This window comes from Tahibacter caeni (genome assembly GCF_024609805.1).
Lineage (GTDB): Bacteria > Pseudomonadota > Gammaproteobacteria > Xanthomonadales > Rhodanobacteraceae > Tahibacter > Tahibacter caeni.
The window spans coordinates 1-14,113 of sequence record NZ_JANFVR010000114.1 but is presented as its reverse complement, the minus strand read 5'-3'; the positions used below and the strand labels follow the sequence as shown (position 1 = coordinate 14,113).

The window sequence follows — 14,113 nt, the reverse complement described above, 5'->3', positions numbered from 1 at the left end:
CCGCCGCCGCGCGCGAGGCGGCCGGGATGCCGCACGCGGAGGACGTCGCGACGCTCGACGCGAGCCTGCGCATCGCGGTCTTCGCGGGCGACGCGGATGCCGTCCCGGCGCTGCGCCGGCGTCTCGCCGCTGCCGGCTATCGCCACCCGGAGTATCGACGCTTTCTCGCCGTCCATTGGCCCGAGGAGGGCACGCATGAGTGACAACCCGAAGCACATCCCCGTCAGCCTGACCGTCGCGCGCGTGCCCGAAGGCGGAAACACCGGCCACGAACGCTACTTCTTCGTGTTCGAGCCGCATCCGGTGCTGGTCCGGCTCAGCGACAGCCGGCTGACGTTCTCCCTGTCCGATGAATCGCCGAACTACATCATCGAGGACATGATCACGAGCGACGCGCGCGACCAGATCGGGCCGTTCGAAATCGCGCCGTCCGGCCGCGAGGTCACTGTCGCGGTCCGCAACAGCGTGGCGTATCTCGTGCAGGTCGCGCTGCTGCTGCGCGACAAGGAAACCGGCGAAACCGTGGTCTGCGATCCGCAGGTCGTGTGCCGGCCGCCGCCGCATACGGCCGGCGGTTGAGCGCCCGGCCGGCGTCGTTACGATCAGCGGCACGGATCGCGGCCGAGATTGCGCTCGTAGGTCGTGACGTCCTCGTCGCGTTCGTGTCCGGCGCGGTCGCTCGCGCTGGCCGCATGGATGCGGCGGCAGGCCTCGGCGCGCGCGACCGGGCGTCCGGCGACCGGAACGGTCTGCGCATCGCTGCGCCGGCGGCCGCGCGTCGCCGACGTGCGCTGCTCGAAATGGCCGGTCACCGCGGCCGGGCAGGGGCCGTGCTGGTAGAAGATCTCGCCGTTGGCGGCGCGGCATTCCCAGGATGAACCGGCGCCCGTCGCCGCCACGGCGGTGGCGCCGCGCCGGCTGCGGGGACGCATCGCCGATTTCATCGCTCGCGCGCTGCCGTTCTTCGCCGTCGCACGAACACGGCTGTCGACCTGCCGCTCGTTGCGCGTAACCGATGCCGCGGCGGACTCGACGGCGACAGGTTCGGCGCGCAGCACGACGACACCGGACTGCTGCTGCGGCGCGCAGGGGCGATCCTGGAACGCGGGCGTGCCGTCGCTGCCGGTGCAGCGATGGATGGTCAGCGCCGGCGCCGGCAGCGCCCAGGCGAACAGCAGCAACGACAGCGAAAGCGGCAACAGGCGATACGGCATGGCGGCAGTCCTCCGATGAGTTGCCGCCAGCCTGCGCCGGACCTTTTCGCGGCGCCTCGGCGCGGAGCCGGCATTCGCCTCGGAGTGTTCCGTCGTGCGCTGGGATTTCTCCGAGGGCGGCGACGCGACCGACCGTCGCCGGCCGCGTCGTCCCGACGTATCTCAGTAGAACCCGGGCTTCACGAGCTCCACGTGCGTCTCCTCGGCCTGCGCCTTGTCCTGGCCCGATTGCTGCACGAACAGGCCGGAGCTGGCGTCGTACACGAGCGTGAGGTCGGTGACATTGCCGCCGAAGCGGGCGACCGTCACGCGGCCGGTGATCTGGGTGACGATGGTGGAGCTGCCGAACATCGACTGCAGCCAGATGTACACCGAATTCGTCGGCGTGAGACTGAGCATCTGCGTCGCGAGTACCGGCCATGCCGACAGCGGCTTGTCGACGAGTTGAACGCCGTTCACCTGCGCCGACTGGATCAGGCCGAAGGTCAGCATCGGATAGCCGCCGGTCGGCATGTCGTTCTGCACGCGGTAGGTGCCCGGCGCGCCGCCCGGAAACGGACCGTTGAACGTCGCCGCCGCCGTGAAGCTGTAGGACGCGCCGCTTGACGCCGGCATGCCCGATTGCGCGAGCTGGGTGATCATCGCGCCGTACTGCACCGAGGTCGTGGAGGCGTAGAGACCGTAGTCCTCGGTCCATTGCACCGTGTTGCTCTGGAACGGATCGAACACCAGCCAGGCCACGTTCGGCGCACCGGAACTGGTCGTTTTCGCGAGCGTGATGCGCTGGCCGGCCGCGTACAGCATGGCGAGGTCCTGGGAGTTGATCAGCAGTTGCAGGCTGTAGACAGTCATGGATGGCTCCGGTGATGGCGGGCGGAATTCACGGCGTGCCGGCCTTCGGGCCGGTGCAGCACTGCAAGCTAGCGCTAATTTGTTGCGCCGGGCATCACTGTCGCTTTTTACCGATGTGCGCAGGTTGGCATGCCGCCGCAAGCGGCGTGCGGGCCGGCGCGAGTCGCCATGCCGTGCGACGGGCATCGAGCCGCCACTGTCGCGCACGCGCCTGCGGCACGGGATGGAGCCGTCGTAGTCCGCAGTCCGTAGCGGCACACGCGGGAAGCCTCGCCGTCGAAGGACCGTTCCGGCGTACGCCGCTTCGTGCCGCGCAGCCGCGAGCCTCGCGCACCGGCGCTTCCCGAGCGTCCGCGCTGCCGCCTGCCGCGGGGCCCGATCGTGCCGGCCGCGGCGCCGGCTGCGCCGGCGAGATCCCGGCGCCGCAGAACGAAGCCGAATTCGGATCAGTCGCCCAGCAACCCGCGATTGCGCAGGAACGCGAGCACCTGGTTCGCGATCGTGCCGGCGTCGGCCGCGGTCGTGTCGAACGCGAGCTCGGGATTCTCCGGCGCTTCGTAAGGATCGCTGACGCCGGTGAACTGCGGGATCTTGCCGGCGCGCGCCTGGGCATAAAGGCCTTTGCGGTCGCGGCTCTCGCAGACTTCGATCGGCGTGGACACGTGGATCTCGACGAACGCGCCGTGCTGTTCGACGAGCCGGCGGATCTCGGCGCGGGTTTCCGCGTACGGCGCGATCGGCGCGCAGACCGCGATGCCGCCGTGGCGCACGATCTCGCTCGCGACCCAGCCGATGCGCGTGACGTTGGCGATGCGGTCCTCGCGCGAGAAGCCCAGGCCCTTGGACAGGTGCTTGCGGACCTCGTCGCCGTCGAGCAGGGTGATCGGGCGGCTGCTGCGTTCGAGCAGCTTCGCGATCACGGCCTCGGCCAGGGTCGACTTGCCCGAGCCCGACAGGCCCGTGAACAGCAGCGCGACGCCCTTGCCGGCGCCGGCCGGATAGCGCTCGCGCAGGATGTCGACGACTTCCGGGAACGTGAACCACTCGGGGATCGCTTCGCCGCTGACGAGGCGCCGGCGCAGCTCGGTGCCGGAAATGTCGCGGACCTCGTCGTCGTCGCGCACTTCAGTCGACGGCAGGTAGATATCGCGGTTCGCCGCATAGACCATGGCCGGGAACGGCACGGCGCGGATGCCGATTTCCTGCTGGTGCCGCGCGAGCAGCTCCTGCGCCGCGAACGGCTCGTAGAACGGCCTGCCGCTCGCGTCGTTGCCGGGACCGGCGTGGTCGCGGCCGATGATGAAATGCGAGGCGCCGTAGTTCTTGCGGATGATCGCGTGCCAGACCGCCTCGCGCGGGCCGGCCATGCGCATGGCCAGCGGCAGCAGCGACAGGCTCGCGTCGTTCTTCGGATAGTGCTTCAGCAGCGCGCGATAGCAGCGCACGCGCGTGAAGTGGTCGACGTCGCCGGGCTTGGTGCGGCCGACCACGGGCTGGATCAGCAGCTTGGCACCGACCTGTTCGGCCGCGCGCAGGGTCAGCTCGCGATGCGCGCGGTGCATGGGATTGCGCGTCTGGAACGCGACGATGGTGCTCCAGCCCTGGCGCGCGAAGCGTTCGCGCAGCGCGCGCGGCGAATCGCGCAGCTCGGCGAAATCGTAGTGCTGCGGCGGCTGGATGCCGCGCAAGGTGCCGCCGAGGTAGACCGGATGGCTGCGCTGGAGCAGATCGGCGACACCCGGATGCGTCGTGTCGGTCGTGCCGAACACGCCGCGCGCCTCGACGAGCTTGTCGGGGAAATAGATGTCCTCGACGGTCAGCACGGCCAGCGGCACGCCCTGCGAATCGCGCAGCGCGACGTCGGCGCCGACCTGGATGCTCGCGGCGAACGCCTCACTGACGTCCAGGGTGATCGGGATCGGCCACAGGGTGCCGTCGGCAAGGCGCAGCTCCTGCACGACGCGGTCGTAATCGCGCCGGGTCAGGAAGCCGGTCAGCGGCGAGAACGCGCCGTTGAGCAGCAGTTCGAGATCGCAGAGCTGGCGCTGGTTCAGATCCCAGCCCGGCAGGGTCGCGCTGTGCTGCTTCAGCGCGTCGGCCGCATCGGCCGGCAGATAGAGTTCCTTGAGCTCGCCGCCGTGCGGCGGATTCAAGGTGTCGCGGAGATCGTCGAGGCGGACGGTGGCGGTGCTGGACATGGACGTGATCCTGGTACGAGCGCGGACGCTCGGTCGCGAACGGCGCGACGGCCTGGGGAAGAAGGGACTCGCGGGCTTGCGGGAGACGGCGCGAATCGGACAATGCATAGCTTTGCTGCAGCCCTGAAACGCGACGCCGGCTTACAACTTCGCTGAGCTACGCGGCTCCGGGGCTACATCGCTCCTGCCGGCAAAAATCGTAGTGACGCCTGCCTATTACGATGAAGCCCTGAATCTGGCTCGCTTTTCGGAGCCCCCTTGAGTCAAGGGGGCGGCCGAACGCTCGCATCGCGAGCGTTCGGCGGGGTTGTGGGGACGAGCAGCTGGGCATAACAGCGAAAGTGCGCACGATTTCAAAGGTCCACGTGTATGCCGCACTCGCGTTTGAGGCCGAAGAAGCGCGTGTCCTCTTCCTGCATGCCGGGTTCCCAGCGCGCAGTCGTGTGCGTGTCGCCGATCGAGATGTAGCCCTCGTCCCAGAGCGGGTGATACGGCAGGTCGAAGCGCTGCAGGTAGAGGTAGATGTCGCGGTCGGTCCAGTCAACGAGCGGCTGGAATTTCCAGCGGCCGTTGCGCAGCTCGAGCACCTGCGCGTCGCTGCGCGTGCGCGCCTGGGCGCGGCGCAATCCGGCGAACCAGGTGCGCACGGCCAGCTCGTCGAGCGCGCGGCGCATCGGTTCGACCTTGCGCAGCGCGTTGTACTGGTCCAGGCCTTCGACGCCGTTCTCCCAGAGCCGGCCGTGGCGCGCCTCCATCCAGGCGCGGCTGATGCTCGGCCGGTAGACCTTGAGGTTGAGCTGCAGCCGCTGCGCGAGTTCGTCGGCGAAGCGGTAGGTCTCCGGGAACAGATAGCCCGTGTCGACGAGGATCACCGGAATGTCCGGCGTCTGCCGCGTGACCAGGTGCAGCGACGCGGCCGACTGCGCGCCGAACGACGACGACAGCGCGCGGCTCTGCGGCAACGTGGCCAATGCCCAGGTCACGCGTTCTTCGGCCGGCAGCGCTTCGAGACGCCGGTTCAGCTCGGCCAGCGCGCGGCCGTCCTCGGCGGCGCTGACCAGATCGGGAAAGCTCATGTCCTCACCTCCAGCGGAATGCCGGGCTTCGCGGCGACGAGGCCGCTGCGTACGAGGAAATCGCCGAAGCGCTCGCCGTCGCCGCGTTCGCCCGCGTAGCGCGCGAGCAGCGCGTCGACCGTGTCGAGGATTTCGGCCTCGGCAATGTTTTCCTTGTGCAGCCGGTTCAGACGCTGGCCGCGGTGGTCGGCGGCCAGCATCAGGTTGTAGCGCCCCGGCGCCTTGCCGATCAGCGCGATCTCGCCGAGATACGGCCGCGAGCAGCCGTTCGGGCAGCCCGACACGCGCAGATGGATGGCCGCATCGAGCAGGCCGTGCGCCTGCAGCCGCGCTTCGAGCTTGCCGACGAGCTCGGGCAGATAGCGTTCCGCCTCGGCCATGGCCAGGCCGCAGGTCGGCAGCGCGACGCAGGCCAGCGCGTTGAGGCGCAGCGGCGAAGCCTCGCGGTACAGATCCAGGCCGTATTCGGCGACCAGCGCGTCGATCGCCGCGCGGGCCGCCGGTGCGACGCCGGCGATCACGAGGTTCTGGTTCGGGGTCAGGCGGAAGTCGCCTTCGTGGATCCGCGCGATCGCGCGCAGGCCCGACAGCAGGCGGCGTTCGCCGCGGTCGTTGATGCGGCCGGCCTCGATGCGCAGGGTCAGCTGCGCGCGGCCGTCCTCGCTGTCCACCCAGCCGAAGCGATCGCCGTTGTGCGCGAACGCGAACGGCCGCGCGGGCGTGAGCGCGAAGCCCGCGCGGCGCTCGACCTCGGCCTTGAACGCGTCCAGGCCGCGGTCGTCGATCGTGTATTTCAGGCGCGAACGCTTGCGCTCGGTGCGGTTGCCCCAGTCGCGCTGCGTCGTGACCACGGCTTCGGCGACGGCGATGACCTGGTCCGGCGTCACGAAGCCGATCACGTCGGCCAGGCGCGGATAGGTCGCTGCGTCGCCGTGGGTCGCGCCGAGGCCGCCGCCAATGGTCACGTTGTAGCCGATCACCGCGCCGTCCTCGACGATCGCGATGAAGCCGAGGTCGTTCGCGAACACGTCGACGTCGTTGAGCGGCGGTACCGCGAATGCGGTCTTGAACTTGCGCGGCAGGTAGGTCGGGCCGTAGATCGGCTCGTGCTCGTCGGCGCCGGCGACGAGTTCCTCGTCGAGCCAGATCTCGTAGTAGGCCCGCGTCTGCGGCAGGAAATGCTGCGACAGCGCGCGCGCCTGCGCGTGCACGGTCGCATGCGCCGAGGACAGCAGCGGATTGGCCGCCGCGAGCACGTTGCGGTTGACGTCGCCGCAGGCCGCGATCGTGTCGATCAGCGAGGCGTTGATCGCGGCCATGGTGGCCTTGAGCTCGCGCTTGACGACGCCGTGGAACTGGAACGCCTGGCGCGTCGTGATGCGCAGGCCGTTGCCCGCATAGCGCGTCGCGATCGCATCGAGCTGCAGCCACTGCGACGGCGTCGTCACGCCGCCCGGCGTGCGCGTGCGGATCATGAAGCTGTAGTCGGGCTCGAGCTTCTGCTGGCGGCGCTCCTCGCGCAGGTCGCGGTCGTCCTGCTGGTAGCTGCCGTGGTACTTGATCAGGGTCTGGTCGTCCTCGCGCAGGCTGCCGGTGGCCGGGTCGGCCAGGCTTTCGCGCAATGAGCCGCGCAGCAGGCGGCTGTCCGTCTTGATCCTCTCTACCGCTGAAAGTCCCGCGCTCATTTCAATAGACATCCCGGGCGTAGCGCCCTTGTTGCTGCAGCTCGTTCACGTAGGCGGTCGCGTCCTCGAGGCTCTTGCCGCCGTGGGTCACGGCGGCCTCGATCAGAGCCGCGTGCACGTCCTTGGCCATGCGCGTCGCGTCGCCGCAGACGTAGACGTGCGCGCCGCCTTCGATCCAGCGATACAGCTCGGCGCCGTGCTCGCGCAGGCGGTGCTGTACGTAGACCTTGCCGGCCTGGTCGCGCGAGAACGCGAGATCGAGCCGCGCGAGCTGGCCGCGCTTGAGCGCGTCCTGCCATTCGAGCTGGTAGAGGAAATCGCTGCGCGCGTGCGGATTGCCGAACAGCAGCCAGTTGCGGCCGGCCGCGCCGGTCGCGGCGCGTTCCTGCACGAAGCCGCGGAACGGCGCGACGCCGGTGCCCGGGCCGATCATGACCACGTCGCGCGACGTGTCGCGCGGCAGCCGGAAGCGCTCGTTGTGCTCGACGAACACCGGCACGCGGCCGGCCTCAGTCTGGCTCGCGAGATGGTGCGAAGCCGCGCCCCAGTGCGTGCTGCCGAACGCGTCGTAGGCGACGTGGGCGACGGTCAGGTGCGCTTCGTCGCCGACTGCCTTCTGGCTCGACGCGATCGAATACAGGCGCGGCGTCAGCGGGCGCAGCGCGGCGACGAATTCCTCGGCCGCCCAGGCCGCCGGCCAGGCGCGCAGCAGGTCGATGATCTGGTAGTCGGCGAGCAGTTTCTGCAGCTGCGCGGCGTGGTCCGGCGACAGCAGCCGGTTGAGTTCGGCCGCGCCCGACAGCGCCGCGTGCTGCGCGATCAGCGGCCGCGACAGGCGCGTGAGCTCGCGCTGTTCGCTGAGCCACAGGCGCAGCGGCTGGGTGGTCTCGTCGATGCGCACGGGCGCGTTGCCGTCGAGCTTGAGCTGGGCCAGCACCGCATCGACGAGCGCCGGCGGATTGCGCGGCCAGACGCCGAGCGCGTCGCCGGGTTCGTAGCTCAGGCCCGAGCCTTCCAGCGACAGCTCGACGTGGCGGATGTCCTTGTCGCTCTGCCGCGCGGTGATGCGCTGGTTCGCGACGACTTCGGCGGCGAAGGGCTTCTCGCGCGACCAGGCCGCCGTCGCGGCCGGGCGCAGCGGCGTGACCGTGGCCATCGGCGCGTGGGCCTTGGCCTGATCGCGCACGAGCTGCAACGCGCGCTCGGCCCAGGGCCTGGCGACGCGTTCGACGTCGACGTCGGCGTCGGCGCGGTCGAGCAGGCGCGTCGCGCCGAGTTCGGTCAGGCGTAGGTCGAGGCGGCGGCCGATCTCGCAGAACTGTGGATAGCTGCTGTCGCCGAGGCCGAGCACGCCGAACTTCAGTTCCTTGAGCTCCGGCGCACGCTTGCCGAGCAGGAATTCGACGAAGCCGCGCGCGTCGTCGGGCGGATCGCCGTCGCCCTGGGTGCTGACGACGAGGACGAGCAGGCGTTCGCTCTTGAGCTCGCGCGTCGGATACGCGTCGGCGCGCAGCAGGCGCACCTGCAGGCCGGCGGCTTCGGCCTTCTGCGCGAACTGCTCGGCCAGGCGCTTCGCATTGCCGGTCTGGCTGCCGTAGACGACGCTCAGGCGCAGCGCGGCGGCGGGTTCCCGGGCCAGCGCCGCGGACACGGCGCGCGCGACGGGCTGGCTGGCCAGGCCGGCCGCGTAGCCCGACAGCCACCAGAGCGCCGAGGCGTCCAGCCCCTCGACGAGGCGCGCGAGGTCGCCGGCCTTGGCTTCGGGCAGCGGGATCAGCGGCAGTGCGGGTGTTGCGGACATGGGATCACCGGCTTCGTTTGGACGTCCAAACGCCCAGTGACCGGCGATGCTAGGCGCGGCTGGGAACGCCAGGAAAGGATGGGGGGTTATTCGGTTATAGCGGTGCGGTATGTGCGGCGGAACGGGGTCGAAAATTCTGTCGAGGCAACGAGTTGCGTGGCGGCGTCGCGCCGCAGCCGGGCCCGGTCGTCGTCGCGGCCCTGCGTGCCGGGAACGGGACGTCGCGAGAATCGGAACGTGCGACGATCCGCGGCTGCCCTTGCCGGGTCGCACTCCCGCGGGGAGATGCGGGAAAAATGCGGCGGTTTCCGCGACTGGAAACGCGACGGCCGGCCGCGCAGCTGACTGCGGCAGATGGGTGATTTTCCACATGTCGCCGGTCGGGCCGGCGGCCGCAGGACCGGGCTCGGCCGCAGCCGGTGTTGCACCGCGGCGTGACCCTGGCGTTGCAATGGTCACAATCCGCCGGGCGCAGGCCCAAGAGTCTGCCGGGAGGGAACCCGCCGCTGCCCTGCAGCGGCGGGTTTTTTATTGGGCGATCGGCGCCTCGCCCTCGCCGGCATTGGCGGCGCGGACTCGCCGGCGGCGATCGCCGCCTGGCGACCGACACTGGTTCGTTGCGCCGGCGGCCACGCCGCGACACAGCCGCCCACGCGCGGCGCACTCCGCTCGTGCCCGATGGCCGCACCCGGACCACACCGTTGACCTTGCCTCGCTACGTGGCGCGCGGAGCGGCCGCCGCGCCGCGCGGTACTCAGTCCTGATGTCGCAGGCCTCACCCAGGCCCGCTGCCGTGCCGCGGCTCCGTGCGCAGACGGTCGATCGAGGTCCGTGGGACGGGGACACCTTCGGCCGCGAAGAGGGCAGGACCGCCCCGCCGCGTCGGCCGCGTTGCGGATTTCACCTTGCTGACCGCGCGGGAGAATGCGAATCGGTTGCGTGCCGTCTGGGGGCGTGCAGCCGCTTGCCGTTCACGCAGATTTGGGAGATCACCGTGCGAAAACTCTATGTACTCGGCATCGGGGCGATGCTGGGAATGGCCGTGGCCGGGGGCGCCATGGCCGAAGGCTTCAACGCGGACCGGAGCAAGGTCAGCTTCGATGCGCTGGACATGAACAAGCTCGCCGACGAGGACGCGCTGACCGACGTCAAGGGCGTCGGCCCGAAGCGTTTCGCGATCGGCCACGAGCTCAACGTCACGCCGGCCGCCGACGGCCGCTGGAGCACGCGCGCCGACGGCGCGCTGGTCTGGACCTTCGAGGTCGAGACGCCCGATGCGGCGCATCTGAACTTCGGCATGAATCCGTTCCATCTGCCCGACGGCGCCACCCTGACGATCGCCGCGCCCGACGGCAGCGCGTCGATCGGCCCGTTCACGGCCGAGAACAACAACGTGACCGGGCAGTACTGGACCCAGGTGCTCATGGCCAGCAGCGCCGTGTTCACCCTGACGGTGCCGGCCGGGCGCCAGGACGAAGTGCAGCTCGCGCTCGTCAAGATCGGCCACGGCTACCGCGGCTTCGGCGCGCGCACGAAGTACTGCAAATCCGGCGCCTGCAACATGGACGTGGCCTGCCTCGGGCCGAACGACCCGTGGAACGACAATCGCCGCGCGGTCGCGGCCTATACGCGCGGCGCGACCGACACCTGCACCGGCTCGCTGGTCAACAACACCGCGAACGACCATCGCCTGATCTTCGCGACGGCCGGCCACTGCGGCATGAATTCGAACGCGAACGCCGCGACGATCGTCGCCTACTGGAACTACGAGTCGGCGACCTGCCGCACGCCGGGTTCGAGCGCGAGCGGCTCGCCGCTGCCGAAGCCGAATACCACCTACAGCGGCGCAACCTTCCTCGCCAACAACGGCACGACGAGTTCGTCGGATTGGACCCTGCTCGAATTCGTCGGTCCGCTGAACCCGGCCTTCAACCACTACTGGGCCGGCTGGGACCGCAACGACGTCGCGCATACCTGCATACAGCCGGGCGATCCGACGTCGACCGCCGGCATGTGCGCGAGCATCCATCACCCGGGCGTGGACGAAAAGCGCATCACGTTCATCGGCCAGACCATGGACATCCGCCAGTACCTGCAGCCGACCGCCGGCAGCGGCACCACGCATTGGTACGTGCACTGGGATCCGAGCCCGCCGCTGCTGCCGGGCATCCAGCCGCCGCCGACCTCGGTCGTGCCGAACGTGACCGAAGGCGGTTCGTCGGGTTCGCCGCTGTACAACGCCGACCGCCGCCTCGTCGGCGTGCTCAGCGGCGGCCTGTCCGCCTGCGGCGCGACCGGTGAGGACCTGACCGACTACTACGGCCGCCTCGCCCGGGGCTGGGAAGGCGGCGGCACGACGACGACGGCGATGAAGACCCATCTCGATCCGGTCGGCGGCGGCACCGCGACGGTGCTCGACGGCATCAACGGCTGCGTCGCGCCGGCCGCGCCGGCCAACGTGACCGCGACCGCGTCGGCGGCCAACACGATCACGGTGAGCTGGACCGCCGTCGGCGGCATCGGCAAGTACCAGGTCCTGCGCTCCACGGGCGCCTGCCCGGGCTCCAACTTCACGCAGATTGCCGAAGTGGACAATGCGACATCCTACGTAGACGGTACGGTGTCCGGCGGCACGACCTACAGCTACAAGGTCGTCAGCGTCGACACGGCGCAGCCCTGCCAGTCGGTCGCCAGCAGCTGCAGCAGCGCGACCGCGACGGGCCAGTGCACCTTGTCGCCGACCTTCGCCGGCGCCGGCAGCGCCGTCTCGCCGGGCACGGCGTCCTGCGAGGTCGACCTGAACTGGACGGCCGCGACGCCGAACTGCGGCGCGAATCCGCCGCGCTACAACGTCTACCGCTCCACGACGGCCGGTTTCACCCCGTCGGCGGCCAACCTGCTGCAGTCCTGCCTGACCACGACCACGTTCGCCGACACCACGGTCGGCAACAACAGCTACCACTACGTCGTGCGCGCCGAAGACCCGAACGGCGCCGGCAGCGGACTCTGCGGCGGCGGCATCGAAGACACCAACGTCGTGCGGCGCTCGGCGCGTCCGTTCGGCCCGGGCACGGTCGACGGCTTCACCGACAATGCCGAAGCCGGCATCGGCAACTGGACCGCCGCGGGCAGCGGCGCCGGCGCGAACTGGACGGTCGCGACCACGCAGTCGCATTCGCCGGCGAGCGCGTTCTTCGTGCCCGATCCGTCCACGTCGAGCACGCGCACCTTGACCTTGGCCACGCCGCTGGATCTGGCCGCGACCGGCGGCAACAAGCTGGAGTTCTGGACGCGCTATGCGACCGAGGCGAACTACGACGGCGTGCTGCTGGAGTATTCGCTGGACGGCGGCACGACCTGGACCGACATCCTCGGCGCGCAGGGCTCGGTGCCGGCCGACCCGAACCGCTTCACCGAGGGCGGCTACAACGGCGTCATGAACGGCAACGGCGTGTTCGGCGCGCGCACGGCCTGGCACGGCTCGCGCACGACCTGGACCCGCGTCACGGTCGACCTGTCCGCGTTCGCGGGCAACACGGTCGGCCTGCGTTTCCGCTTCGCGAGCGACACCTCGCAGAGCGGCGACGGCTTCTGGCTCGACGACGTGCGCCACTATTACGGCGCGTCGTGCACGTCAGGCCAGGCAGACCAGATCTTCCGCAACGGTTTCGAGCAGTAGACGTTCCACCGGCCGTCCGCGGCCGGATCGCGACAGGCGGGGCCGGCCGGCAAGCCGGCCCCGCTTTCGCGGCGGCGCGCGCAATCGGCGCGCGAATCTGCTTGAATCGGCGGCCCATGACGACGACTGCCGCCGTGTCCTTCGCCGACTTCCTCGAGCGCCGCTACGCGCATCTGCTCGCGCGCTGCCGCGAGGCCGGCGTGCCGTTCTACGACGACGCCGGCGTGGCCGAGCGGCTCCAGCGCGTGCTGCTGGCCAGCGACTTCGCCTACGACTGCTTCTCGCGCGATCCGGCGCTGCTCGCGCCCGAGGCGCTGATGCTCATGAGCGACCCGCGCCCGGCCGACGCACGGGTCTGGCAGCTCGATCCGGGCGAACGCGACGAGGCGCGCCAGATGGCGCTGCTGCGGCGCTTCCGCAAGCGCGAGGCGCTGCGCCTGATCTGGCGCGACGTCAACGGCTTCGACGAGGTCAGCGACACGCTCGACGGTTCCACCGCGCTGGCCGAGACCTGCATCGAGGCCGCATTGCGCTATGCCGAGGCGCACCTGGGCCAGCGCCACGGCCGGCCGCGCGACGCGGCGGGCCGTGCGCAGCGGCTGGTCGTGCTCGGCCTCGGCAAGCTCGGCGGCGGCGAGCTGAATTTCTCATCCGACGTCGACCTGATCCTCGCCTATGCGGAAAACGGCCAGACCGACGGCGCGCGCGCCGTCGACAACGAAACGTACTTCGCGCGGCTGGGCCAGCAGATGGTCAAGCTGCTGGCCGAAGTCAGCGTCGACGGCTACGTCTATCGCGTGGACCTGCGCCTGCGCCCGTTCGGCAACGCCGGCCGCGTCGCGCTGTCGTTCGCCGCGATGGAGCAGTACTACCAGCGCGAAGGACGCAACTGGGAACGCTACGCCTGGATCAAGGCGCGGCCGGTCGCCGGCGACCTCGCCGCCGGCAAGCGTCTGTGCGAGAGCCTGCGGCCGTTCGTCTACCGGCGCTATCTCGACTACACCGCGTTCGCGGGCCTGCGCGAGATGAAGGCGCTGATCGACGCCGAAGTCGCGCGCAAGGACCTGACCGACAACCTCAAGCTCGGCCCCGGCGGCATCCGCGAGATCGAATTCATCGTGCAGCTGCTGCAGATGATCCGCGGCGGCCGCGAACCGAGCCTGCGCGTGCGCGGACTGCTGCCGGCGCTGGCGGCCTGTGAACAATTGGGCTTCGTGGAAAAGGCGCGCGCGCAGCTGCTGCGCCGCAGCTATCTGTTCCTGCGCCGCGCCGAAAACCGCCTGCAGATGCTGCGCGACGAGCAGACCCACGCGCTGCCGGCCGATGCGCTGCTCGTCGAACGCATCGCGCAGTCCCTCGGGCATGCGGACACGGCGGCGTTCGCCGCCGCGCTCGCGGTCGCGCGCGACGGCGTCGCCGAGGAATTCCGCGCGCTGCTCGCGCCGCTGGACAAGAGCGGCAAGCCCGCCGGCGACGACGGCTGGGTCACGCTGTGGCAGAACCTCGACCGCGACGACGGCGATGCGAGCGGGCTCGCCGCGGCCGGCTTCACGCCGGCCGAGCCCGTGCGGGAAGCGCTGCTGGGTCTCGCGCGCTCGCCGGCCGTGC

General features: G+C 70.3%; 10 protein-coding genes. 4 read left to right on the top strand and 6 right to left on the bottom strand.

The annotated features are described in order from the left end of the window. Window positions 1-203, top strand: a 203-nt coding sequence (locus tag NON22_RS11790) for a hypothetical protein (protein WP_257387131.1), incomplete at its 5' end; no start/stop codon positions are given. Further along, window positions 196-579, top strand: coding sequence for a hypothetical protein (locus NON22_RS11785; protein ID WP_257387130.1), 384 nt, complete (start codon window positions 196-198; stop codon window positions 577-579). The genes NON22_RS11790 and NON22_RS11785, both read left to right, overlap by 8 nt. A 23-nt stretch (window positions 580-602) precedes the next feature. Here NON22_RS11785 and NON22_RS11780 read toward each other — a convergent pair whose 3' ends face one another. From NON22_RS11780 to NON22_RS11755, 6 genes are all read right to left on the bottom strand, one after another. Continuing rightward, window positions 603-1,214, bottom strand: coding sequence for a DUF4124 domain-containing protein (locus NON22_RS11780; protein ID WP_257387129.1), 612 nt, complete (start codon window positions 1,212-1,214; stop codon window positions 603-605). Window positions 1,215-1,376: 162 nt separating this feature from the next. Continuing rightward, the gene (locus NON22_RS11775; protein ID WP_257387128.1) at window positions 1,377-2,066 is read right to left on the bottom strand and encodes a hypothetical protein; all 690 of its coding nucleotides are present in this window, start codon (window positions 2,064-2,066) and stop codon (window positions 1,377-1,379) included. Between the two features lie 446 nt (window positions 2,067-2,512). Beyond that, window positions 2,513-4,264, bottom strand: coding sequence for a bifunctional sulfate adenylyltransferase/adenylylsulfate kinase (locus NON22_RS11770; RefSeq protein ID WP_257387127.1), 1,752 nt, complete (start codon window positions 4,262-4,264; stop codon window positions 2,513-2,515). Between the two features lie 353 nt (window positions 4,265-4,617). Beyond that, entirely contained in the window at window positions 4,618-5,340 is a 723-nt protein-coding gene (locus tag NON22_RS11765; protein WP_257387126.1) for a phosphoadenylyl-sulfate reductase, read from the bottom strand. Further along, a complete protein-coding gene (cysI, locus tag NON22_RS11760; protein WP_257387125.1) occupies window positions 5,337-7,025 on the bottom strand; it encodes an assimilatory sulfite reductase (NADPH) hemoprotein subunit in 1,689 nt (562 codons plus the stop codon). Before cysI ends, NON22_RS11765 begins: the two co-directional genes overlap by 4 nt. Before the next feature lies 1 nt (window position 7,026). Further along, a complete protein-coding gene (locus NON22_RS11755) occupies window positions 7,027-8,826 on the bottom strand; it encodes an assimilatory sulfite reductase (NADPH) flavoprotein subunit (protein ID WP_257387124.1) in 1,800 nt (599 codons plus the stop codon). A 994-nt stretch (window positions 8,827-9,820) separates the two neighbouring features. On the opposite strand from NON22_RS11755, the gene NON22_RS11750 reads away from it, so the two are divergent. Next, window positions 9,821-12,505, top strand: coding sequence for an immune inhibitor A domain-containing protein (locus NON22_RS11750; RefSeq protein ID WP_257387123.1), 2,685 nt, complete (start codon window positions 9,821-9,823; stop codon window positions 12,503-12,505). A 116-nt stretch (window positions 12,506-12,621) separates the two neighbouring features. Beyond that, a partial coding sequence (glnE, locus tag NON22_RS11745; RefSeq protein WP_257387122.1) for a bifunctional [glutamate--ammonia ligase]-adenylyl-L-tyrosine phosphorylase/[glutamate--ammonia-ligase] adenylyltransferase occupies window positions 12,622-14,113 on the top strand: 1,492 nt, incomplete at its 3' end.